General features: G+C 40.8%; 32 protein-coding genes. 13 read left to right on the forward strand and 19 right to left on the reverse strand.

Translation table 11 applies throughout. The features are described 5' to 3' along the window. Window positions 1-35 precede the first annotated feature (35 nt). The gene (gene rarD / locus MHI33_RS11060) at window positions 36-941 is read right to left on the reverse strand and encodes an EamA family transporter RarD (protein WP_080773006.1); all 906 of its coding nucleotides are present in this window, start codon (window positions 939-941) and stop codon (window positions 36-38) included. Between the two features lie 95 nt (window positions 942-1,036). On the opposite strand from rarD, the gene MHI33_RS11065 reads away from it, so the two are divergent. After that, entirely contained in the window at window positions 1,037-1,510 is a 474-nt protein-coding gene (locus tag MHI33_RS11065; RefSeq protein ID WP_003216069.1) for an Hsp20/alpha crystallin family protein, read from the forward strand. Between the two features lie 40 nt (window positions 1,511-1,550). Here MHI33_RS11065 and MHI33_RS11070 read toward each other — a convergent pair whose 3' ends face one another. Further along, on the reverse strand, window positions 1,551-1,769 hold the full coding sequence (locus tag MHI33_RS11070; RefSeq protein WP_003215921.1) for a hypothetical protein: 219 nt from the start codon (window positions 1,767-1,769) through the stop codon (window positions 1,551-1,553). 75 nt (window positions 1,770-1,844) lie between these two features. Then, window positions 1,845-2,177 (reverse strand): winged helix-turn-helix transcriptional regulator, encoded by a 333-nt coding sequence (locus MHI33_RS11075; protein ID WP_044141203.1) that lies wholly within the window; start codon window positions 2,175-2,177, stop codon window positions 1,845-1,847. 139 nt (window positions 2,178-2,316) lie between these two features. Here MHI33_RS11075 and MHI33_RS11080 point away from each other — a divergent pair, with 139 nt between their 5' ends. The 3 genes from MHI33_RS11080 to MHI33_RS11090 all read left to right on the forward strand — a co-directional run bounded on the left by MHI33_RS11080 (window position 2,317) and on the right by MHI33_RS11090 (window position 4,867). Next, a complete protein-coding gene (locus tag MHI33_RS11080) occupies window positions 2,317-2,934 on the forward strand; it encodes a nitroreductase family protein (RefSeq protein ID WP_058014891.1) in 618 nt (205 codons plus the stop codon). A gap of 236 nt (window positions 2,935-3,170) precedes the next feature. Then, window positions 3,171-3,374: a DUF3311 domain-containing protein gene (locus MHI33_RS11085; RefSeq protein ID WP_340911205.1), complete on the forward strand. Its 204-nt coding sequence runs from the start codon at window positions 3,171-3,173 to the stop codon at window positions 3,372-3,374. Beyond that, window positions 3,374-4,867: a sodium:solute symporter family protein gene (locus MHI33_RS11090; protein WP_340911208.1), complete on the forward strand. Its 1,494-nt coding sequence runs from the start codon at window positions 3,374-3,376 to the stop codon at window positions 4,865-4,867. Before MHI33_RS11085 ends, MHI33_RS11090 begins: the two co-directional genes overlap by 1 nt. A 40-nt stretch (window positions 4,868-4,907) precedes the next feature. On the opposite strand, the gene MHI33_RS11095 is transcribed toward MHI33_RS11090, so the two are convergent. After that, entirely contained in the window at window positions 4,908-6,293 is a 1,386-nt protein-coding gene (locus MHI33_RS11095; protein ID WP_340911210.1) for a S41 family peptidase, read from the reverse strand. Window positions 6,294-6,444: 151 nt separating this feature from the next. Between MHI33_RS11095 and MHI33_RS11100 the strand changes: the two genes are divergently transcribed. Continuing rightward, window positions 6,445-7,143 carry a class I SAM-dependent methyltransferase gene (locus MHI33_RS11100; protein WP_278175195.1) on the forward strand — a complete coding sequence of 233 codons (699 nt, stop codon included), beginning with the start codon at window positions 6,445-6,447 and terminating at the stop codon, window positions 7,141-7,143. A 92-nt stretch (window positions 7,144-7,235) separates the two neighbouring features. Next, window positions 7,236-7,487 (forward strand): hypothetical protein, encoded by a 252-nt coding sequence (locus MHI33_RS11105; RefSeq protein ID WP_003216113.1) that lies wholly within the window; start codon window positions 7,236-7,238, stop codon window positions 7,485-7,487. A gap of 50 nt (window positions 7,488-7,537) precedes the next feature. Here MHI33_RS11105 and MHI33_RS11110 read toward each other — a convergent pair whose 3' ends face one another. From MHI33_RS11110 to MHI33_RS11130, 5 genes are all read right to left on the reverse strand, one after another. After that, window positions 7,538-8,368, reverse strand: coding sequence for a M15 family metallopeptidase (locus MHI33_RS11110; RefSeq protein ID WP_340911216.1), 831 nt, complete (start codon window positions 8,366-8,368; stop codon window positions 7,538-7,540). 68 nt (window positions 8,369-8,436) lie between these two features. Then, window positions 8,437-9,132: a purine-nucleoside phosphorylase gene (gene deoD, locus MHI33_RS11115; protein ID WP_340911218.1), complete on the reverse strand. Its 696-nt coding sequence runs from the start codon at window positions 9,130-9,132 to the stop codon at window positions 8,437-8,439. A gap of 112 nt (window positions 9,133-9,244) precedes the next feature. Next, window positions 9,245-9,562: a YodL domain-containing protein gene (locus MHI33_RS11120; protein WP_044141196.1), complete on the reverse strand. Its 318-nt coding sequence runs from the start codon at window positions 9,560-9,562 to the stop codon at window positions 9,245-9,247. Window positions 9,563-9,616: 54 nt separating this feature from the next. Beyond that, the gene (locus MHI33_RS11125; RefSeq protein ID WP_106065449.1) at window positions 9,617-10,225 is read right to left on the reverse strand and encodes a phosphatase PAP2 family protein; all 609 of its coding nucleotides are present in this window, start codon (window positions 10,223-10,225) and stop codon (window positions 9,617-9,619) included. 50 nt (window positions 10,226-10,275) lie between these two features. Then, window positions 10,276-10,446, reverse strand: a complete 171-nt coding sequence (locus MHI33_RS11130) for a YozD family protein (protein WP_003216084.1) — start codon at window positions 10,444-10,446, stop codon at window positions 10,276-10,278. A gap of 119 nt (window positions 10,447-10,565) precedes the next feature. On the opposite strand from MHI33_RS11130, the gene MHI33_RS11135 reads away from it, so the two are divergent. Then, entirely contained in the window at window positions 10,566-10,700 is a 135-nt protein-coding gene (locus MHI33_RS11135) for a hypothetical protein (protein ID WP_272947504.1), read from the forward strand. Here the strand turns inward: MHI33_RS11135 and MHI33_RS11140 are convergent. The 7 genes from MHI33_RS11140 to cgeC all read right to left on the reverse strand — a co-directional run bounded on the left by MHI33_RS11140 (window position 10,697) and on the right by cgeC (window position 16,796). After that, entirely contained in the window at window positions 10,697-11,377 is a 681-nt protein-coding gene (locus tag MHI33_RS11140) for a hypothetical protein (protein WP_012010279.1), read from the reverse strand. The two genes, MHI33_RS11135 and MHI33_RS11140, sit on opposite strands and share 4 nt — an antisense overlap. Before the next feature lie 144 nt (window positions 11,378-11,521). Continuing rightward, window positions 11,522-11,746, reverse strand: a complete 225-nt coding sequence (locus MHI33_RS11145; protein ID WP_044141194.1) for a YozE family protein — start codon at window positions 11,744-11,746, stop codon at window positions 11,522-11,524. 79 nt (window positions 11,747-11,825) lie between these two features. Next, window positions 11,826-12,107, reverse strand: a complete 282-nt coding sequence (locus MHI33_RS11150; protein ID WP_340911224.1) for a YokU family protein — start codon at window positions 12,105-12,107, stop codon at window positions 11,826-11,828. Between the two features lie 2 nt (window positions 12,108-12,109). After that, window positions 12,110-13,510, reverse strand: coding sequence for a lysine 2,3-aminomutase (ablA, locus tag MHI33_RS11155; protein WP_340911227.1), 1,401 nt, complete (start codon window positions 13,508-13,510; stop codon window positions 12,110-12,112). Window positions 13,511-13,627: 117 nt separating this feature from the next. After that, entirely contained in the window at window positions 13,628-15,004 is a 1,377-nt protein-coding gene (locus tag MHI33_RS11160; protein ID WP_340911230.1) for a sigma-54 interaction domain-containing protein, read from the reverse strand. Window positions 15,005-15,162: 158 nt separating this feature from the next. Then, window positions 15,163-16,458, reverse strand: a complete 1,296-nt coding sequence (locus tag MHI33_RS11165) for a glycosyltransferase family A protein (protein WP_340911233.1) — start codon at window positions 16,456-16,458, stop codon at window positions 15,163-15,165. Between the two features lie 17 nt (window positions 16,459-16,475). Further along, window positions 16,476-16,796 (reverse strand): spore maturation protein CgeC, encoded by a 321-nt coding sequence (gene cgeC / locus MHI33_RS11170; protein ID WP_065098202.1) that lies wholly within the window; start codon window positions 16,794-16,796, stop codon window positions 16,476-16,478. Between the two features lie 207 nt (window positions 16,797-17,003). Between cgeC and MHI33_RS11175 the strand changes: the two genes are divergently transcribed. After that, on the forward strand, window positions 17,004-17,405 hold the full coding sequence (locus tag MHI33_RS11175; RefSeq protein WP_065098203.1) for a hypothetical protein: 402 nt from the start codon (window positions 17,004-17,006) through the stop codon (window positions 17,403-17,405). A 15-nt stretch (window positions 17,406-17,420) separates the two neighbouring features. Further along, complete coding sequence (locus MHI33_RS11180) at window positions 17,421-18,383, forward strand: CgeB family protein (RefSeq protein WP_340911236.1); 963 nt, start codon at window positions 17,421-17,423, stop codon at window positions 18,381-18,383. A 28-nt stretch (window positions 18,384-18,411) separates the two neighbouring features. On the opposite strand, the gene MHI33_RS11185 is transcribed toward MHI33_RS11180, so the two are convergent. Beyond that, window positions 18,412-19,134, reverse strand: coding sequence for an acylneuraminate cytidylyltransferase family protein (locus tag MHI33_RS11185; RefSeq protein ID WP_113768490.1), 723 nt, complete (start codon window positions 19,132-19,134; stop codon window positions 18,412-18,414). Between the two features lie 243 nt (window positions 19,135-19,377). Between MHI33_RS11185 and MHI33_RS11190 the strand changes: the two genes are divergently transcribed. Next, window positions 19,378-20,406, forward strand: coding sequence for an SDR family NAD(P)-dependent oxidoreductase (locus tag MHI33_RS11190; protein WP_113768491.1), 1,029 nt, complete (start codon window positions 19,378-19,380; stop codon window positions 20,404-20,406). Between the two features lie 51 nt (window positions 20,407-20,457). Here the strand turns inward: MHI33_RS11190 and msrB are convergent, their stop codons facing one another. Further along, complete coding sequence (gene msrB / locus MHI33_RS11195; RefSeq protein ID WP_340911242.1) at window positions 20,458-20,889, reverse strand: peptide-methionine (R)-S-oxide reductase MsrB; 432 nt, start codon at window positions 20,887-20,889, stop codon at window positions 20,458-20,460. Then, window positions 20,886-21,422 carry a peptide-methionine (S)-S-oxide reductase MsrA gene (gene msrA / locus MHI33_RS11200; RefSeq protein ID WP_340911245.1) on the reverse strand — a complete coding sequence of 179 codons (537 nt, stop codon included), beginning with the start codon at window positions 21,420-21,422 and terminating at the stop codon, window positions 20,886-20,888. Before msrA ends, msrB begins: the two co-directional genes overlap by 4 nt. Window positions 21,423-21,577: 155 nt before the next feature. Here msrA and MHI33_RS11205 point away from each other — a divergent pair, with 155 nt between their 5' ends. The 3 genes from MHI33_RS11205 (at window position 21,578) to MHI33_RS11215 (ending at window position 23,091) form a co-directional block, all read left to right on the forward strand. Next, entirely contained in the window at window positions 21,578-21,991 is a 414-nt protein-coding gene (locus MHI33_RS11205) for a MarR family transcriptional regulator (RefSeq protein ID WP_370339267.1), read from the forward strand. A gap of 54 nt (window positions 21,992-22,045) precedes the next feature. Beyond that, window positions 22,046-22,306: a hypothetical protein gene (locus MHI33_RS11210; RefSeq protein ID WP_044141184.1), complete on the forward strand. Its 261-nt coding sequence runs from the start codon at window positions 22,046-22,048 to the stop codon at window positions 22,304-22,306. A 119-nt stretch (window positions 22,307-22,425) separates the two neighbouring features. Next, on the forward strand, window positions 22,426-23,091 hold the full coding sequence (locus MHI33_RS11215; protein ID WP_065098208.1) for a DUF4397 domain-containing protein: 666 nt from the start codon (window positions 22,426-22,428) through the stop codon (window positions 23,089-23,091). The last annotated feature ends 6 nt before the right edge of the window (window positions 23,092-23,097 follow it).

Here is a 23,097-nt window from a genome sequence, read left to right on the forward strand (position 1 = left end):
TCCGCCTTCAAAAAAAAGCAAACTGCTCGTAGGACTTAATGAGAATTCGCTGTTTTTTTCATGCGTAATTGAGAGGTCGTAAACAATAAAATCGCCACCCAGATACAAAGAAACGTCACGATTTTAGCTGAAGATAAATGCTCGTGATACACAAACAACCCCAAAAACAGCGTAATTGTTGGTGCAATGTATTGCAAAATGCCCACTTGATAAAGAGGAATTCTTTTTGCCCCTTCAGAGAATAAAAGAAGCGGCACCGCAGTAAAGACCCCTGCAAAGAATAAGAGACCAAGCGATCCGAAGCTGTTAGGATTCATTGTCACCACAGGTTCTTTTAAGAAGAACAATAAGTACACAAGAGCTGCCGGGGCTAGAAGCAGCGTTTCAATTGTCAAACCAATGGCACTCGTGAAGCTCATTCTTTTTTTAATCAATCCATAAAAACCGAAGCTAAAGGCAAGTAATATTGCAACGACAGGAAATGAACCATACTGAATCGTAGAAAGAATCACCCCAGCGGCGGCAATTAGAATCGCAACGGTTTGTAATTTATTGAGCCGCTCTTTCAAGAAAATGATCCCTAGTAAAACAGAGACAAGCGGATTAATATAATACCCTAAACTAGCTTCTAGCATAAGATGATGGTTGACTGCCCAAATGTACACATACCAGTTAACCGATATTAAAATAGCAGATAGTAGTAATGAAAAAAGTGCTTTACCATCGAGCATGAGACCCTTCACTGTCTGCATCGCCGGCCGGACTTGTTTTAAATACAGAAGAATACCGCACATAAAAACAAATGACCATAAAATTCTGTGCGCTAAAATTTCGCCTGACGAAATATGTTCCATCAGTTTCCAATATAACGGGAATAATCCCCACAATGTAAAAGATGCTGCCGTGTAGAGAACACCTTTTGATTGCTGTTGTTCGTTCAATCTAACCATTCCTTTCTAAACCTATCGTATATTATAGCACGCACTCAAGCGAATGGGCATATACTAATTCAGGGCATTTAGAAAGGATGATTTGCATGTTTGACTGGAACCGATTATTCCCTTTTCAAAAGCAATTTTCAAAAGAAGCCTTAAAGAATTCAGACCCTAAAGACGTCGAGCAGTACGTCAATCAAGTGATGGAAAGTGTATTCGGATCCAATTATCCTGCTCAGTTCCCTTTTCAGGACCCACTCTCTCAACATCAAAAAACGAGAGAAACAGACGTCAAAAAAGAAAAAGAACCCGAAGTGGAAGTGTTCGAAACCACTGATCACGTGTTCGTTAAGATTGAGCTAGCTCGGCCGAGCACAGAAAAAGTAAAAATCAAACATACAGCCAACCTGCTGTTTATTGATCATTTTCCTGAGGAAGGCACGCAGAAGAAAGTCGTCCTCCCTGCTGCTGTCAAAAGAAAAGGAACGAAGGCTTCGTATCAGGACGGTATTTTGGAGATTATGTTTTTAAAGCATGATGATCCGGGGATTTCTGAAATCGATATTCCATTATAAAAAGCCTGCTTTCATATAGAAGCAGGCTTACTCTTTTTTCTTAATAGTATGGTGGATATCCTCCGCCATAAGGTGGTGGAACAGGCGGTGGTGGTGGTGGGTAATAGGGACGGGGATAATTAAAAATCGCACTTCCTAAAAATCCGCCAAGCAGTCCGCCGACTAAAGGAGCGCCAAAACCAAAAAACAAAGGGACTCTGGATTCATATGGCGGAATGCCAGGGGCGCCGCCTCGGAAATACGGAGTATGAGGGTACATGCATTTCTCCTCCTTTGTCATGTGCCTAAGATCAGCATATTCATCAGGAGTCAAAACGTTTGGGCAAACCTGAAACTAGGCTTGTTCCTTTTTTTCATGAGATTCTGTATATTCCCCTGCCCACCTAGATACCTCATGAAACACATCATTTAGCGCATTTCCTTTTTCAGTTAAACAATAAATGACCTTAACAGGCGTTTCAGGCAATACAGTTCGCTTTATAATCCCTTCTTGCTCAAGTTCCTTTAAACGCTCTGCGAGCATTTTTTGACTGATAGATGGGATAATGTCCGTCATGTCTTTGAATCGCTTTGGACCATCAAGCAATACATGAATAATGAGACCATTCCACCTTTTGCCTAGCAGTAAAAAAGCTTGCTGAATGTGTGGACATAATTGAAATTCCATAAATTTCAGCCTTTCTTTTCATGATTGTTTGACAAACTAACGGTATACAATTTAAAATATCTCTAGTTACAATAAGTAAGTTTCTCACTTTTTTAGTTATTGTACCATACTATTTGCAAAAACGGGAGGAAATATCCATATGGCGACTGATCAAAAAACGATTGACATTTTAAAACAAAGAGCTTCAGTAAAAGAGTATGATACAACTCATGAAATGACAAAAGAAGAGCTAACAGAGCTACTTGATATCACAACAAAAGCACCATCTGCGTGGAACCTTCAGCATTGGCATTTTACTGTTTTCCACAGTGCTGAATCCAAAGCGAAGTTACTTCCAATCGCTTATAACCAAAAGCAAATCTCACAAGCATCAGCTGTTATTGCTGTACTAGGTGATCTTGAAGCCAATCAAAATGGAGAAAAAATCTATGGTGAGCTGGCAGAACAAGGGTTCATTACTGAGGACATCAAAGAAACATTGATGACTCAAATCAATGGCGCATACCAAAGCGAGCAGTATGCACGTGAAGCTGCGTATTCAAATGCTTCATTAGCTGCTATGCAATTAATGATTGCTGCAAAAGCAATGGGCTATGATACATGTGCAATGGGTGGTTTCAGTAAAGAAGCCTTCATCAAAGAATTCAATGTAAGCGGCCGTTATGAGCCAGTCATGCTGATTTCAGTTGGTAAAGCAGCGAAAGAAGCTCATAAAAGCAATCGTTTCGACATCGAAGAAGTATCTGATTTTCTTTAAAAAATAGCAAGGCCTCAGCTTTCATGCTGGGGCTTTTTTTATTTGGTTTAAATATTATTTCTGCATATTTTCTTTTCGCTTTACCCCTTTCCATCTCCACTTTTTCTCCTTTTTAAGAATGAAATGTTATATTAGTATGATATTTTCCAAAATGATTGTTTTTTCTGAAAATGGTCTTGTGATCTAATCTGACAACTGCTATTATTATGAAATTACAAAAAACTCAGGAGGAAATCATGAATAAAAAATTGTTACTCGCACTACTTATAGCGATTCCATTCATCGGACAGCTCGCACTGCTGCCCTTTACGAATCGTATCCATCCATTTGTGATAGGCCTGCCTTTTTTTCACTTCTGGCTCTTACTATGGATTGTTCTCACACCAGTCTGTACATTCATCATTTACCGGATGCAACATTCAAATGGAGGAACTGACTAATGCAAGGAAATTTGACAGCTTTATTGATTACAGCAAGTATCATTTTCATCGTCGTGGTCATTGGATTTGCCGCTGGCCGTGATAAATCATCCAGACAGTCAGTAGAGGAATGGTCTGTCGGCGGGAGAAAATTTGGCGGGCTGCTCGTCTGGTTCCTCGTTGGTGCAGATTTATATACAGCTTATACCTTTTTAGGGCTCACTAGTACAGCCTATACAGCTGGAAGTGTCGCTTTTTTCGCTATCCCATATTCAGTTCTAGCGTATTTTATTGCTTATTTCTTCTTACCAAAGCTATGGACGGTGGCGAAAAATCACAATCTCACAACGCTCGCTGATTATGCACGTGAGCGCTTTGACAGCAAGCTGTTATCCAGTCTCATTGCAATTATTGGAGTGCTTATGCTCATTCCTTATATTTGTCTTCAACTGAGCGGGATTCAAGATACGTTAACTGTCGCTGGAACTAGTTATATTAATGTGAATGCAGTTGTTATTATTTCATTTATTTTAGTTGCACTTTATACATTTTTCAGCGGGATTAAAGGCCCTACATATACAGCCATTATTAAGGATATTCTCGTTTGGGTCATCATGCTGTTTATGGTGGTTTCACTGCCAATCATTCATTTTAACGGCTGGACTCCGATGATGAATACGTTAGCTAAGGAAGCGCCACAACTTCTGACAATTCCTGACGGGGGTCCTAAAGGCATTTTATGGTTCATTACCGCTTCAGGCGTTTCTGCCCTTGCTTTGTTTATGTGGGCACATGCGGCAACAGGGGTTTTCACAGCCAAAAGTGCAGATGCTATCCGTAAAAACAGTATGTTTTTGCCTCTTTATAACATCGTATTGATTTTGGTCATCTTCCTTGGGTTTATTGCCTTTTTAGTTTTACCTGAAGATACGAATCCAAGATTTGCACTTCTTCATTTAATTCAAACGTCATATGGCGGTGTGATGCAGGGGCTTGCTTATTCAACGATTGCACTCGCTTCCCTTATTCCATGCTCGATCATGGCCATTGGTGCATCGAATTTATTTGCCAATAATTTATATCGTGATTTAATTCATCCGAATGTATCCCCTAAAAGATTGACCATGATCACTCGTTCAATGGTGTTTATCGTCATCGGGCTAGCTCTACTATTCGGAATGCTCTTCCCAACAGCACTTGTGACACTTCAGCTCATTGGTGTTTCAGGAATGGTTCAAATTTTCCCTGCCATTGCGATCAGCTTGTTCTGGAAAAAACAATCGAGAGAAGCAACGATTGTGGGGTTAGTTGTTGGCATCATCGTCACCTTTACAGCCAATATCTCACAAGTCACGTTCGGTCTTTATGAAGGTTTTCTTGGTTTACTAGCAAACGTTGTGGTCATCCTAATCTTAAATCCATTCTTCCAAAAGAAGGTCACATCCAATTCTGTCATGAATGATCTATTTGAAAAAGATCAAGACAAAAAAGAAGCGATTGGAAACAACGCGTAAATATAAAAAGAGCAGCCCCCCTAAGAGGGCTGCTCTTTCTTTATTTCATTTCTTTTTTCAAGACTTCAATCGCTTTTTTCATTTGAGTATCATTGTTCTTTAGCTTATTTTGGATCTTTGTCATCAGTACTGTCGTTGTATCTCCCGTCAGAATTCCGTCTGCTTTCAGATCGTTGTCTGTTTGGAAGCTTTTGACGATCGTCTGGAAGGCTTGATCGTACTCACCATTTGCTTTTGCTTTGTAGTCAAGCGCTTGAAACATTTTTTGAGCCGCTTTGACTTCATCTCCATTGTCATTCAACTGATACGTTTTTTTCGGGCTTAAGTATGGCAGCTTTGCATAACTTGGGAGCGATGCTTTAACCTGTGGTTCAATTCCTTTTTTATGAATCCACGAACCATTCGGCGTTAGCCACTTGGCAATGGTTAACTTGACACTAGAACCATCATTATAGCTTTGCGCATTTTGAACAGTTCCTTTACCAAATGTCTTTTCACCAATAATTTTAATACCTGAAGATTGGTGCAGAGCCGCCGCCATGATTTCTGCAGCGCTGGCTGAGCCGCCATTTACAAGGACAACTGCCGGCTGATGAACTTTACGTTCTTTTTCAGCCTTGTACTCTTCTTTTTTTCCTTTTTCTTCAACTTGCATGATGACTTTCCCTTTATCGATAAAGTCATTACTCATTTCAATCGCTTCTGTCATGATGCCGCCTGGATTATCTCTCAGGTCAATGACAAACCCTTTTGCCCCTTTTTTCTCGAGGTCATCAATGGCTTTATCTAACTCTTTTGACGTTGTTTCAGCAAAGGACGTAATTTGGATTTCTCCTATTTTGTCTTTTGTGAGTTTTGCATACACTGTTTCAACTGGAATGGTGTCTCTTGTGATGGTCACATCAACATTTCCCACTCCTTGGCGGTTAAGGTGCAGCTTGACATCCGTTCCTTTTTTCCCTCTGATGAGAGAGACTGCTTGATTGACCGACATGCCTTTTGTGCTTTTTCCATCCACCTTTAAAATACGATCATGAGGTTTCAACCCGGCTTTTTCAGCAGGAGAGCCTTTTATCGGTGCGACAATTAAAATTTGTCCATCCTTCTCTTCTACTTGTGCACCAATTCCTTCAAATGATGAAGAAATGGTGTTGTTAAATCCTTCGGCTTCCTCCTGATCCATATATGTAGAGTATGGATCATCAAGTGATGCGATCATTCCTTGAATCGCACCATCTACTAGTTTTTGATCATCCGTTTTTTCGTAATACTCATCTTTTACTTTCGTATACGCAGCCATGAGTTTACTAAACTTCTCATCTCCTGAGACATTGACAGTCCCTTGTTTTGTGATCACAAATGTAATCGCTGAGGACAGTGCCGCTGTCACCAAAATAGCGATGACGATCTTAAATTGTTTTTTCAAAAAAACACCACCTTTATCTCCTTTCATTATTATCAAGGACGATGCATCATCCGTCAACCAAAGGATCGAAGTTCTCTTTGAAAAGATAAGCCATTTGACCTTACATTGCATAATCTTTAAAGAGGAACTTGATAAGGAAAGAAGGGATTTTATGAGTGATTATGTAGAAATGCTTGCCTATTTTGGCGTATCTAGTGCCCATCCTGGTGGAATTGAGCTAACAAAAACGATGCTTGAGCATATAAAATTGACGCCGGATGCACGCATACTGGATGCGGGATGCGGGACAGGACAAACGGCGGCATATTTAGGCAATATCGGTTATCAGGTAGAGGCGATTGATACACACCCTTTGATGATTGAAAAGGCCAATTTGCGATTTGAGCGAGAAGAACTGCCGATCCGCGCATTGCAAGCATCGATTGAACAGCTGCCATTTCCAGATGAAGCGTTCACTCTTCTGATCAGTGAATCTGTTTTGAGCTTCACCAACCTTCCTGTTGCACTTGCTGAGATCAAACGCGTGCTTTCCCCTGGAAGTCAAATGATTGCAAATGAAGCGGTATTAAAAGCTCCCCTTACACAGAAGGAGCTTGCCGCCGTTCGAGATTTTTATGGGTTTCACGCACTCTTTTCACTTGAAGAATGGAAGGAGCAGCTAAAAGCAGCAGGATTTCATGACGTTCGCATTCTCTCATTTGATGAACACATGGTACAAGAGGAGCCGACGGAAATGGAATTATCTGAATATATCCCGCCTTCTCTTTACGAAACGATGCAAACACACTACGATCTGATTCAAGCGCACCGAAAGCAGCTAAGCCACATTCTATTTGAATGTACCGTATAAAATGAGCGAATCTCCTATATGTTTTGTCCAAACTCTATGAGGTCTCTCGCATAGGATAAGAGTGAATAGAGTTTGTCATAAGGAGGAAAAATATGGAGCGCTATCAAAAGCTTTGTCAGCAGCATATGGGGAAAGTCGCTAGAATCACAGATCGTAATGGCAGAGTACATGTCGGACGCATTGAGCGGGTGACAAACCGCAAAGTGTATATTCGTCCAGTCGGCGGTTCTCGCGGCGGCTTTGGCTTTGGTTATTACGGAGGGTATTACGGCTGGGGTGCCGCTTATGGCATCGGGCTTGGTTTCATTACAGGTTTCGCATTAGCAGGATTGTTCTTTTTTTAAAAGAAGAATAAAGAAGGCCCCCCGAATAGCTGGGAGGCCTTTTACTTTGATTAAATTTTCTTCACTTTGTTCATGTACTCTTCAAATGTTAAATCGTGATCATGCATCGCTTTTGCTGCTTCTTTTCCAACATAGCGCAGATGCCACGGTTCATATTCATATTTTGTAATGTCTTCTTTTCCTTTTGGATAACGAATGATAAAACCATATTTATAGGCGTTTTTAGCCACCCATTTGCCATCAGGTGTTTCACCAAACTTTTCAGAGATGTCAAAACCGGCACTTTTTGAGGAAATGTCCATCGCAAGGCCTGTTTGGTGCTCACTTTCGCCTGGTAAAGCTACTGCTTCTTGCGCTTTGTCTTTGCCTTTTAACTTGACTTCACTATCAAAAATGACCTTTTGACGGTCATAGGAGCGATAGCCAGATACGGCAGCCAGCTCGAAGTTTTTCTTTTTCGCATCTTTGAATAATGTCTCAAGTGCTTCCGCTGCTTCTTTACGAATATATCGTTTTTCAATATCCTCTGAAAAAGAGAATTCTACTTTTGGTACAACGAGATCAGAAGGTTTATAGGTTCCTGGTAATGCGTATTCTTTATTGACAAGTGCTAGCACGTTTGCAGGATTTTGAATGGTTTTCAGCCCGCTTACCACTTTGATGTCATTGAAATATTCACTCTTTAACGTCAGCTCTTGATCCGATGAATCTGCTGTATTGTTTGAGTTTTGCTGGGTAGATGAATTTGCTGCGCTCTTTTGTTCGTTTGTTTTGTTCGATTCAGATGTACCGCTTTTTTGATCCAGCAACTGGCAGCTCGATAGTGCGGCTGTCAAACCAAGAATCGATGCGATTGAGAGTATTTTATAGCTTTTCTTCATGACATACCTTCCTTTTGCTCTTCTAAAAAAATAAAGATGCGCTACATCGTAGCACACCCTTTATACTATTATAAAACAGAGTCTAGCGCAATTAAGATCATTTCGTCAAATGTCGTTTGACGCTCTTCAGCCGTTGTTTCTTCTCCTGTGAGAACATGATCACTCACTGTCAGAATGGATAACGCTTTTCGATCAAATTTTGCTGCAAGCGAATATAGAGCGGTTGTTTCCATTTCAATTGCTAGAATTCCGTATTGAGCCATGAGCTCAAGTGGTTTTTCATTGTAAAATTGGTCTGCTGTAAATACATTACCGACACGTACAGCGACATTTTTTGCTTCTGCTGTGTCGTATGCTTTCTTAAGCAGTCCAAAATCAGCGCAAGGTGCGTAATCAATCGGTCCAAACGTCACACGATTCATTTGTGAATCTGTTGAAGATGTCTGAGCTAAAATGACATCACGTACGTTGACATCCCTTTTGATAGCCCCGCAAGATCCGACGCGGATTAAGTTTTGAACATCATAGCTTTGAATGAGTTCATTCACATAAATCGAAATAGAAGGTACGCCCATTCCGGTCCCTTGTACAGAAACGCGCTTTCCTTTGTAGGTCCCAGTATAACCATACATTCCGCGCACTTCGTTATAGCATTCGACATCTTCTAAATATGTATCTGCAATATATTTCGCACGAAGCGGATCGCCTGGCAGCAATACCGTTTCTGCAATTTGTCCTTTTTCTGCTCCAATATGTACACTCATTTTTTTAGCCTCCACTTACGTTTACTATGTGATTTGTCCTATTTAGTATAAACGATTGAGCCCAAAAAAGAAAATACCAGCTGAAGCTCAAGCTGGCATCGAAAATCTCTATTTAACTCATCGTCAACAGTCGCTCACTGCGTTTCCATCCTGCCGGAAAAAGCTGATAATAGCACTTTCCTTTTTTCTTATCATCAATCACAACAATATCGCCTGTTGTCATAAACCGTGCATTGTAATCACTAGGGACTGTATCATGTACATTAAATGTCGAGAATGCTTTTTCCAGAACATCCAGGTGTGTTCTGCCGCCAATCTTTGTCCGGTACACAGGCTGATGCCCGCTTGCAGCGCCATATTCAGGTGTCTGATAAATGGTTAAGTGAAATGCTGAAGGTTTCTTTTGAAAAAATCTCAACGTCAATTGCATTCAAATCCCTCCCCTTTTATATAAAATTGGCTGGGATCTGTCAATTTCCTTCTTCTATTTTTGTCGAATGACAGACAATTTTCCGTCAATCTTTTTACAAATGAGAAATAAAGCAAGTCCTATCGCAAAACCGCCTGCAACATCTGTCAAAAAATGAACGCCGATATACATTCTGCTGATCCCAATCATAAGAACACAGATCCCTGTGATCAAGTAGACGATTTTTTGTCTTTCTTTCAGCCATGGAATCAGTTCAACGAATAGATAAGCTATAAATGGATAGATTGTGGCTGCATTCATCGAATGTCCGCTCGGAAAGCTGTAATACGTTTCATTGACAAGATGATCAAAGGCCGGGCGTTCTCTAGCAAACAGCCCCTTTAGTTCATGATTGATGGTTTTTTCTGTGAGATATAATAGAAAAAGCATCATGATAGAGTAATAGCGCTTATACATGAATAGGACGACACTAAAAATGAGCATGATGGGCACGAGAAGCGCACTAATGCCAAAGTCCGTCAAAGTCAGCATGACATCATTTAAAAAAGGGAGTCTGATGCTCTCAAACCATAAGATGATCTGGTTGTCCAATGCTTGACCAGCTCCAGATACCATGAGCGCAGCTATGGCGCCAAATAAAATCAAAAGAAATAGGATGTACACGTGAAAGATTCTCCTCCCTCTCTCTTCAGAATCTCTTCAAAGTATAGTGCCTACCACGCCTCTTCTTCAACTATCATTGTTTTTTTCAGCATATATTCAAACGTAATGTCAGCCAGCTCAAACGTTTCCAGCTCAGCAGGTATGTACCCTCTTTTGACCAGCTCCATGTAGAAGAATTCCGCAATTTCCTCTGTATCGATCACCAAATCTGCTTCTTTCATGACATTCCGCCTCCTTTTTTATGATGTATGAACGACGCCTGTTTTTTATTACAGTTTGTCATAATGGCTCATTCCATACATATAAATGCAATAAACAAAAAGAAAAGGGGTTTGAGGCAATGAAATGGTTCAGCATATTAGATGGAGAAACGTTTGATCAGGTGATGGGCCGTATCTTGAGGGGATGGTTTTATGTGATTGTTTTTTTCTGTGTGCCTTATTTTTTATTCGTGTTAGGACAAGTCTTTCTTTAACCAAAATGCTCGTGTAAACTTTCCAATATAAAATCCATCATGTCCTTGTATTCTGGATCTTCGAAAAATTCGTAGAGAATTTTATAGTCATTATAAATATCAAGAAGCTCATCCACTATAGATACAGCGAGAAATTCTAGTGATGCTTCGCTTTCTTGTTTCTCTTCTAATTGTAATAGAGCCGTTTGCACCATATCTTCTTCCATTTCTTTTGAGGTTTCACCGACGTAATGCACAAAAAGAAGCTGATGCACGAACTGGTCCATTTCATATTTCCTCAGGACAAGCGTTAAGTCTTCCTCTTCTGTTTCCAGCCACTCTCCGTCCTTTAGCCTTGTGAGTTCGTAAATGACATCTTCCCAGCCGTCATCAAGGTATCGCCATATTTCAGTCCGATGGCCAATAATTTTAAATAGCTCTTTTCCGTAATCTTTTACATATACAACATCGCCAATGAGGAACTCATATTCAATGTCCAGCTTTTCTGTATCCACAATCACCCCGTCGTACTCATCGTAAAGCTGAAGTGATGTTTCAAAATAAAGCACCTCATTATGATTGACCTCATACAAATAGTGCTGGTCAATTTGATGGACTTTTGTAATCGTTCCGACTGTGCCGTACATGACAACGACGACAATATCCCCTACTTGATATTTTGGTGCTTTCGCCTTCATTCTGTCTCCCCCTTGCCCGACTTTTGGTCTTAACGTATCGTATGCCGGCGCAAGGAATTCTGCATGGGCAACCACACCATGCAAAACGCCATTTTATTTCTCATCAAAAAACCGCTTCTCCCATCTGGAAAAAGCGGTTGTGTGTTATTTTTTTTTGACTTCTACATCATATTGCTCAAACGCTTCGTCAAATGTTGTCATTGAGCTTAAATAATCGCCGTTTAATTCTAAATAGGCACACAGCTCATGATAATCAGTGGACGCTTTCGGGAAGCTGTGATCCTCATAAGCAGCATTTGCAAAATGGCTGATTTCATCTTTCGGTTTTGGATGTCTGTACTTCATTAAATAATGGTAAAACGACTTCACCTGTTTTTCCCTCCGCGACACTCTATTTTGTTGTTATATTATACAGCAATTTGATGACTTGTATAGGCGGAGGTACAACTTATGATGAAAAGTCAAAGTAATTTCGCTTTAATAACCGCTTCATGCTCATTAATTCTTCGTATGAAATTTTTTCTGGAAGTTTTGTCTGATCCACTAAAATTAATTGATCCTCTATCTCTTTGACCGTCTCATCCTTTTGATATGTCATACCGCAGTGCGTGCAGGAAATGGACGGTGTTTCGATGATTTCAATGGATTGTGTGCCAGTGATCAGTTCCCAATAGACGATTGTCTGCTCTGCGTTTGCTTTGTTTTCCTCACACCAATCACATGTCAGCAAGGTTATTTCTCCTCCTTTACAGTTTGATCTTTTTTGAGCTGCGCTTGATATTTTTTCTCTTTTAATTCATCTCGTTTTTCACGTTTGTTTTTGAGTGTGTCATGCTCAGGATTTGTCTCATATGCTTCTCTTCGTTTCATCCGGCTTAAATTCTCTGGCGTAAACGATTTCGCTTCATCCTCAAAAAGTGCGGTAATACCAATTGCGGGATCTTGTTTCTCTTCATAAATTTCATTAAAATACGCATCTGCCTGGCCTGTGACGTAATGCTCTGGTTCAGGGTAAGAGGTGATGACACCTTCAAAGTTACGAAGGACGACTTTGTCAGGGCTTTGCGATAATAAATAATTGGGCTGCAGGGCGATCTTTCCTCCGCCTCCTGGTGCATCCACAACAAAGCTTGGCACGGCATAGCCGCTCGTATGCCCTCTTAAGCCTTCAATGATTTCAAGACCTTTTGATACTGGTGTTCTAAAATGGCCAATTCCCTCAGATAAATCACACTGATAAATATAATAAGGTCTGACCCGTATCATCACGAGATCGTGCATCAGCTTCTTCATAATCGGCACACTGTCGTTAATACCTGCGAGGATGACGGCCTGATTACCAACAGGAACGCCGGCATTTACAAGTCGTTCGCACGCTTCTTTTGCTTCTTTCGTAATTTCAATGCTTGTATTGAAATGGGTATTCAGCCAAACCGGATGATATTTTTTCAAAATCTCGCACAGCTCATCTGTAATGCGCTGCGGAAAGACGACCGGCGCGCGTGTGCCTATGCGAATGATTTCAACATGCGGAATGTCTCGTAAGTTTTTCAAAATGTATTCAAGCACTTGATCATTGATTAAGAGTCCATCTCCGCCGGAAATTAACACATCCCGCACCTCAGGTGTTTCTCTAATATATCCAATGGCAGCATCTAACTGCTTTTTTGGCACGCCCATACCGATCTGGCCGGAAAAACGTCTTCTCGTACAATAGCGACAGTACATGGAGCACTGATTTGTTACAAGAAAGAGCACACGATCTGGGTACCGATGCGTTAACCCCGGGACAGGTGAGTCTTCATCTTCATGCAGCGGGTCTTCCAGGTCATATTTTGTTTTATGAAGCTCCTCAGCAATTGGCACAGATTGCATACGTACTGGACATCTTGGATCGTCTGGATTCATCAATGAGGCATAGTAGGGTGTAATGTTGAGTGGAATGGTTTTGGTGGAAATCTTCACCCCTTCTCTTTCCTCTTCTGTTAAGTTTACGACTTTCTCTAAATCTTCAAGCGTTTTCACGGTATGCGTCAGCTGCCAAATCCAGTCGTTCCATTTTTCCTCAGGTACATCTTTCCAAAGCTCAATGTCCTTCCAATGACGCGCCGGTTCATATAGTTTTTGATTCATATCCATTCCCCCTATCAGCATTCACCTTATACTATGCAAGTTATGTGCCAACATGGGAAAATGCCCCTATTCTTTATAAAAGGAGCTTTACCCGTGGTATTCAATGGATGGTGATGCCTATATTTCGGCATCTGCATATTTCTTCAGTTTATATTGCAGTGTTTGTCGAGGGATTTTTAAAGCGGCGGCGGTTTTTTTAATATTGCCATGATGCTTGTTTAAAGCTTCTTGAATAAGTGTTTGTTCAAATGAAGAAACCTGACTTTTTAAGGAGGCATCGAGTGTTTCCTCCTCAAGATTCTGCGTACGTAAATGAGCAGGAAGGTATGAAGGTGTGATGTCTTCCGCTTCCTTTGGTATCATCAATACGGCATGCTCAATGGTATGTTTTAATTCTCGAACGTTTCCTGGCCAGTGGTGAGCCATAAACAATTGCTTTGTTTCTTCAGAAAGGCGTTTGACGTTTTTTGAAAACTGCTGATGATAGGTTTGAATGAAATGGCGGGAAAGCAGCGGGATGTCTTGCTTTCTCTCACGAAGCGGCGGGATTTGAAAAGATGATACATGCAGTCTATAAAATAAGTCTTCTCTTAAAATTTGCTTTTTCACCGCTTCAAATGGGTCCATATTGAGTGCAGTAATGAGTCTTACATCTACTTGAATCGCTTTTGCATCCCCAATGCGGCGCACCACGCCATCTTCTAACACACGTAATAATTTCGTCTGCAGCGTGAGTGGCATCGCTTGCAGTTCATCAAGAAAAAGCGTGCCTCCATCAGCCAATTCAAAGAGCCCCTTGCGATCAATTGCGCCTGTATAGCTCCCTTTGACAGATCCGAATAATAGGCTCTCAAGTAGCGATTCTGGGAGTGCTGCACAGTTTTGCGGAATGAACACTTGATTTTTCCGGTCAGATTCATGAACGATGGCTTGAACGAGCACTTCTTTCCCTGTCCCTGTTTCCCCGTAGACAACAACTGATGACGGATAGGCAGCAGCTTTTTTTGCCTTTTCAAGCATTTCTTTTAAGAGTGGATCATTTGTTAAAAATGAAGAAAAATCATGCATTTGTTCAGCCCCAGCCGCATCGTGTAATCGTTTTTTTTGATCTAAACGATTTGAAAGGGCTGACAGCTTCGATACATCTTTTGCGACTTCGACCGCACCTATTAACTGGCTCTCTTCAATAATAGGCAATGTCGTGTTGACGGTCTCAATTCTTTCGCCGTTTTTATTCAAATAGGTTTGCAGTGAATGATAAATGGGCTTCCCTGTTCTCAAAACATGCATGAGTGTACTTGTTTTTTCTGTTAAAGAGGGATACACATCAAGGATGTACTTGCCAATCACCTCTTCTTTTTGTAAACAGTCAAACTTAGCGGCATTATGATTGTAAAAGATCGTCATTCCTTGATCATCTACAACATGGATGGCTTCATCAATGGCTTCTAAAATTAATTCAAACCAGTCCGCTCTTTCGACAATCTTCCCCATTCTTTCCCCCTCACTTTCAGTGCCGAAAAACCGGCATCTATTGCCGGATTTTCAGCGGCTTGATCATCTTCATCACACGTTCTCCTGTCCTTTCATGTTTCGCTTTTTCCTTGCAACTTCCTGCTTTTTTTGTCAATAGCGTCAAAAAAGCACCCCTCTTATGAGGAGTGCTTTCGCCCTGATGTTTGAAAAAGAGACATATCGAATTCTTGCAGCGATTCCATATACAGCGGCACGATCGACTTTCCTTCCTCGAATAACGTAAATTGGGAAGGGTATAAATTAATTGGCTGATGATAAAAAGCAAATCGCTTTACAACCCCAGGGTCAATACGGCAAAAAGTATGATGCATCAGTAAATAGACATCTTGTTTCCATTTAAAGAGCCGCCTGTTTGGCGGATTAAATACTGGTGACACTTGAATCATGCCGCCCTCTTCATACATCTGAAGCCGTTCATTTGAAATCGTATAGATATCCTTAGGATGAAACTGAAAATATTGCACGTCACGCTTTGAAGCAAACCGCCTTTTTTTCTGACCTTCAATATAATAAAACGTTTTCCCATGATCTGCCGTGACAACTGTATAATTAGGTACTACCAGCATGTCTTTCATCTCATATTTCATTGCACATAACGACGGAACCCGAATGGCACGCCTGTTTTTTTCGTTCACCCAGCACCTTTCAATTTCATGAAGATTCCCGCCTGCGATTTGGTAGTAACCCCCTTCCTTTTCAATCACCGTTCCGTCAATGAGATCATACGGCATACTCGAAAACAAATGATGAAAGGAATGAGGCGTTTTATACGTTGTATCAAGTACATCTCTTAATGGAAAAAAAGCAGCAAAATCATTTAGCCTCATCCAAAAAACAGAATCTGCATGATGCCAGTATTTAGGCTCATCAGCCCAATATTGTTCGTATTTTTCATGAATGAGCGGAAGCAAACGCCTTCTGTGCATGACCGAACAATGGTCCACTTGAAAGGACGCATGCTCCAATATTTGGTCTGCTTCACGCACAAAACTCATCGTCTCTACTAATTGCTTATTAACATGCACGACCCGCTGCGAGGAATACACGATATCGATATGAGGCTTCGACTGAAAAACATCCACCATTTTCTGCAAACGATCTTGATGATACACAGTATCATCTGTTAAATAACAAATGAGCTCACCTGTTATACGGGTTAGCGCTTCATTAATAAGCGTCGCATACCGTACGGTTAACAGCCGTTTTGCAGGATGAACCGTGCGTGAATACAGATGAATGCGCTCATCGTCTAAATAGGGCTGGATCTTTTGGATGGTGCCTTGTTCTGAGCCATCATCCATAATCAGAAGCTCCCAATTCGAATACGTTTGTTCCACCATACTCTTTAGCACACGATCAATGAAATCAGGTTTATTGTAGCTTGTTAAAATCACCGATACTTTCATGATCATTATCCTTTTTAGTTAGATTAAAAAGCCCCCCAGCTGACGATGTTCACGTAAGGTACATTCACTCTCAGCTGATTTGTCGCGTTTTTAAAGACCGCTACTGTATCAAAGAGCTGCACAACAACTACGTTTTGAAGGACATCTCCATTGACTAAATGAACGCGTGGCACTGGAATGCCAAGTTCAAGCCACGGACGAAGTAATTCTTTAATATCTGACACACTCTCTTCCTCACTTTCTTCTAAAAGACGAAGAAGAAGTAAAATCAAGATGACTTCAAGTACTCCTTCTGTTTCTAGTAATTCTTCGTTCCAACCATTTAATAATTGATCAAATTCCATTCATAATCCCTCTCTCTTCGCATTTAATCTTTACTAGAGTATGAGATTCACTTCATTTAGCCTCAGCATTTGAAAACATTTTTAAAAATGTGTGAAGTGATTAAATGATAAAAAGAACAAGGAATCAGCGCTCTGCTTATACCAAAAAAAATGAACGGCATATACATAGGGGTGAGTTTGAATTGATGAAGAAAGGATGGGAAAAAAATGAGCGACAAGCGTGCCGAATTAAAAAAAGAACTATTGAAAGTGTTTTTCAAACCGCTTACTCGTACATTAACAGTTAATCTTGAAGAAGGAGGAGTACAAATGGAAGAAAAATTAAATGATTTATTAAGTGAAGTGGCAGCCGAGGCATCACCTTCAGATTCTGCTACAACACTCGATGTATCTCAGCCAGCAAGATGGATTTTTGCAAGACTTGCACCAGGAACCGTCATTAGCATTGTCACTGACTCAGGAGATTTAATCGGGCCAGTTCAATTCGTAGCATTCAATGCTTTAACGGGTGTTGTATTTGTTACACAAGAAAGCTCAGTTACACCAACAGGCTCTGCAACGACTTTATTAGATGTAGATAAAGTTGAAAGTGTTACGTTCACATCTTAATGTGAGAGGGTCATCATGAAGCTTCTTTATATCAGCTCTGGCTACGGCGGAATCTATCACATGTTTGATCAATGGGTAGAAGAGAGCTTCATTGATTCCCCCTTTTCATGTGTAAAGATCGACCGAGAAACTCTACCCGCTCACATGCACAAAATCCGGACATTTTCTCCGGATTTTGTTTTGATGATGATCGGTGATCATGTTCCGAGCGAAGTGCTTCATCAATTCAAACAAGAAAAGATCCCGATCGTTTTGTGGATGACAGAAGATCCTTTTTATACAGATGTGTCAGCTGCTTGCACGCGTGATGCGCGGCTCATATTAACAATTGATGAAGGAGCTTTGCCATTTTACAAGCAATTGGGCATAGTTGACGCCTACTACTTTCCCATTCCGACAAATACAAGTATTTTTCAAAAAAACGAATCGCCTGAAGAGATGTGCAGCTATGACATTACACTCATTGGCTACCCTTATCCCAATCGCATGAAAGCCATTGATACACTCTTACAACAGAAAAAATGGCGGATTCTCGTTGCAGGTAAGGAATGGCATCGTCATTTAAATAAGTCACGAAGGCATGATCGAGATCTCACATTAATGACCAATTGGCTAAGCCCTCAACAAATGGCGGACATCTATCTGCAATCAGCGATTGTTCTTAATCCGCACAGACCGGCTCAATTTGCCTATAACAAAAACAAAGCCATGATTCAAAATGTAAGCCTGAACAATAGAGCGTTTGATATCGCTGCAGCTGGAAGCTTTCAATTGACGGATCTACAACCACCTCAAATTTTTTCAAGCTTCGCTTTTTATAAAGATGAGGACGATTTGCTGGAACAGGTTGAATATTATGGATCAAATGCTGAGAAAAGAAAAGCAATCGCACGAAACAATTACGAACAAGTCGTTTCCTGGAATACATTTGAGTCATTTCCACACAGACTTTATGAAATCGTAAAAAGCGCCCTATGACTGGGCGCTTTTCTCGTTGAAATTCATCTTATACATAACCCTCCGCATCTCGGCGAGCCAATAAGACTTTCTCCGCTTTCTCAAGGTCTTCCTCCTGTTTCACCACGAGTGATTTTTCGGGATCCATGATATACGCTCCAACAGATCCCTCTAAAAAGGAATGAATGCATTCTTTTGCATATGGAACATGAAAAGCATACACTGCTCCATTTAAACGACCATACGTATATGGCTGCTCATGCTTTGGCATGAAAAAGTAATGATTGTCCTTATATAAAGTGGCTTCATTATTCTCATGCAGTGTCCATGTTTCATTTGGGTTTTCTAGCGCCTCTGTAAAAGATGCCATGCAGTCATAGCTCCCTTCTACTAGAAGCTGCAAGCATTTCTCAATATCTTCCGGCTCTCTTAAAGGAGACGAAGGATGCAAATATAGAACAATATCAAAGGTCTTCCCCTCACGCTCTAAATAAGCAAGCGCGTGTTTCACCGCTATGAGTGATGATGTTTGTTCTGTTACATGACTGTCTGGCAGTTCAATCACACGAGCCCCGTAGTGAGAAGAAATGATTTGTGTATTGACATCCTCTGTAGAGACGATGATTTCGTCTAACTCAATCATTTGCAGTAACGGCTGAATGGTCCAATAGATGAGCGGCCGCTCCGCCAATACGCGAATGTGTTCATCATGCTGATCGCGCCTGCTTCTAAAAGCTGGTATCAAGGCTAAAATACGATTTCCCCTATACATGTATTCCCTTCTCCCCTCGCGCACAGCTCTCTTCATTATCTTCCGAGCTGATCGCAGTACTGAAGTGTTCAGGTCTCTCATTTTTCTACTTATTCTCTTATCTCTCCATATTCTATTAAAACGTCAAGCAGATGGTTATAATGTGTTCACCTAATTTAGATAGAAAGTGGTTCTTTTCCTCAAACGGATACCACTCTTTCACATATGATGCAAAGTAGAGAAATGAGAGTTGGGGGATTAGATATGTCCAAAAAAATAGAAACGAGTTTGAAGGCTTTTTTTCGTGACAAAACGATATTAGTCACAGGTGGTACAGGTTCGATCGGCCGTCAAATTGTAAAAAAATTAACATCATGCTCTCCAAAGAAGATTATCGTCTTTAGCAAAGATGACAGCAAACAATACATGATGAAAAATGAGTATGGGGATCACCCAGAAGTTGCCTTCGCTTTAGGCGATGTACGAGATGCAAGCCGCGTGAGACAGCTCGTCAAAGGCGTTGATATCATCTTCCATGCAGCCGCCTTAAAACAAGTACCCACTTGTGAAGACAATCCGTTTGAAGCCGTACAAACAAATATTATCGGCGGGCAGCACATCATTGAAGCCGCAATTGAACATGAAGTCAGTCATGTTGTCAACATCTCCACTGACAAAGCAGTTTCTCCGACAAATGCCATGGGTGCAACAAAATTGATTTCAGAAAAACTATTTTTCCAAGCAAACGAAAGTATTGCGAACCAAAAAACAATGTTTTGCTCTGTGCGTTTTGGCAATGTGCTTGGCTCAAGAGGTTCCGTCATTCCCATCATGCTTCAGCAGTTGTTAAATGAAAAACCTTTGACCGTAACTGATCCTCATATGACACGTTTTTTTATGTCCATCGAAGAGGCTGTCTCCCTCACACTTCAAGCAGCCATCATGATGAAAGGCGGCGAAACGTTCATTCTCAAGATGGAGTCATTACAGCTTGCTGATCTCTTAAAAGCGTTTCATGAATATGCTACTCAAATCAATGTCACATCTCCGGAAGTTCTCGTTGTCGGGAAAAGACCTGGAGAAAAGCTTCACGAAGAGCTTACATTTCCGCACGAAGCAGATGCACTATTTGAGCATGAACAATTTTATGCCATTTTACCACGACCAAAACTGCACGCTGACTTTCAAAAAGTCGACTTAACTAATTACACATCCAATGAAGCGCCTCTCATTACAAAAGAAAAGCTATTCCGCATCATTGAACAATTACATCACACGCATCATAAAAAATAAAAAATCGTCACACGGAAGCAGATGCTTTCCATGTGACGATTTTTCAATAGATCAATTAAATAGATGTTTCAAATCCCCATAGCCTTCTTTTTCAAGATCATCTTTTGGGATAAACTTCAAAGCGGCTGAGTTAATACAATACCGAAGACCATTTGTTCCTGGTCCATCAGGAAAGACATGCCCTAGATGAGAATCTGCTGTCTTGCTGCGCACCTCTGTCCGCACCATCCCATGGCTCTTATCCACCTTCTCCGCTACTTCCTCATCTTCAAGCGGCTTTGTAAAACTCGGCCAGCCGCAATGGGCATCAAACTTATCTAAAGAAGAAAAAAGCGGCTTGCCTGAAATGATATCTACATAAATGCCTTCTTCTTTATGATCCCAGAATTCATTTTGAAATGGCGGCTCAGTGCCATTATTTTGTGTGACTTCGTACTGCATTCGGTTTAATTCTTTTAGTCGTTTTTCTTTATCGTTTGTCATGATTTATCACTCCAATGGGACTCAATAAAACCCGCTCTGCCAGAACCGACATGATATCGTTCGTAGTGCATTTTGTTCTTTTTATAATAATGCTGATGATATTCCTCTGCGGGATAAAAAGGAGCAACATCTAAAATTTCTGTCACAATTGGCTTTTGGAAAGTGCCGCTTTCGTTCAGTTTCTCTTTCGATGCCTCTGCAAGCTTTCTCTGCTCGTCATGATGAACATAAATACCTGTGCGGTAGGACTCTCCTCTATCACCAAATTGCCCGCCATCATCTGTTGGGTCTATTTGCTGCCAATACAGTTCTAATAGCTTTTCATACGGGAAAACGTCTGGATCAAACGTGATTTGAACCGCTTCTCTATGTCCCGTTGTATTTGTACATACTTCTTCATAGGTCGGATTCACTGTATGTCCGCCAGTATACCCTGATTCAACTTTGATAATGCCCGGCTGTTCATCAAAAGGTTTAACCATACACCAGAAGCAGCCTCCTGCAAATGTGGCTAATTCTTGTTTTTCAGACATATTAGTGCCCCCTTCATTTAAAAAATGGTATCATCATATTATAACATGATGAAAAATAATGAAAATGATACGACTTGTATACCTAAAATATAAGAAAACATTTTGTCGTATTTTACAATATAATGGGGGTTTGATGATTGGAACAAAGAAAAAAAATGATGTATGAAATGGATACTTTACTGAGAACCGTATTTAAGCAGATCCGTTATGAGATTAACAGCCTGCTCGAAAACGAATTATCTCGGAATGAATTTCTTATTTTAAATCTGCTTCGTGAGCAAGGTGCAAAAAAAGTAACGGAATTTGCGTCCATTCTAGGGGTGTCAGCAAGCCATATCACAGCTGTGACCGACACACTCGTAGAAAAAGGCTGGATCACCCGTATCCGTTCTAAAGAGGATCGCCGCATCATTAAAATCCACTTAACCGATAAGGGTAAGGAAATTACTGAGCATTTTGAGAAAAAGAAAACAGAATACTTTATGGAGCGATTTGAGTCATTCGACGACGAGGAACTAAAAACAATGATTAAATTATTTAAAAAGCTGGATAAAAGTCAAAAGGATTAAGCATAGAATTTAGCGCATTGGACATGCTACGGATAAAAAGAGGTGGAATGAACCATGACAAGCCCTTATCTTTGTCCAAACTGTAAAACGAACAGAACGCGCTTTAATCTGATTGAGCAGCTTTCAGAACCTGTGAAGCTGGACCCTGCGACCGGAGAAGTTGTCGAAAGATACGATGGAGAGCAGCTTTCTCCTTTTCACATGAGCTATCAAGGTCCTCAAATAAAGGTCCAGTGCGGTGTTTGTGGTCTCATTGAGGATGAAAAAACGTTCATTAAGCTAGCTGAATATCATCAATATTCTTCTCCTTCTTAACATGCGGGCCTGACGGAAAACGTCAGGCTTTTTTCTATGCTTCTTTTGCCTATACAGATCGTCTTTTTCATGCATACGCTACAAAAAACACCATCGCATAAGAAAGTAGGGATTGATACATGCAGCAGCTCTTTTATCATAACCATCCATACCGTCCACTCGCTGCGGGCTTCGAGCACCCTCAAAGCAGCCCTTCATCCAAAGCCTTTGTTCGGCTCTTTCACGCTGCCCCAGATCTTAGTGAGCTCGCTGTTTATGTGAACCGGAATGAGGTTTTGAAAAAAATGCCTTACAGCCAGTTAACAGCTTATATGGAGTGGGATGAGGGGATGTATGAGATAGAAGTGTTCAAGCTAGCTACAAAACAAAGAGTTCTTCATTCTCGTATGATGATTAAACGTGACGAGATTTATACCCTATGTATCACAGGTGCGCATGCAGGTTTTGCGCTGCTGACAGAGCGGCAAGACCCTCTGATTCAACATGAGGATCTGTCAGCCCTTACATTTGTCCACCTTTCTCCAGACCTTCCTTCCATTGATATATATGAACGTGATCAAGGGGTGTTAGCTAAGGAGCTTCACTATGTAAACAGCACTCACATTCATCATTTCTCCCCGAATAAATATCATTTTGAATTGAAAGCCGCCGGCACTCAAAGTATACTGCTTGATATCCCAAAAGTTCATCTGCAAGCCAATCGCGCATACCTCATTCTGCTTCATGGATTTGCTAATGGAGAGCCAGAGCTTATGGCGAAGGTGGTCTTGTCTCAGCAAATATAAAAAAGA

The sequence above is a fragment of the Bacillus sp. FSL K6-2971 genome, from assembly GCF_038006405.1.
Classification (GTDB): domain Bacteria; phylum Bacillota; class Bacilli; order Bacillales; family Bacillaceae; genus Bacillus; species Bacillus pumilus.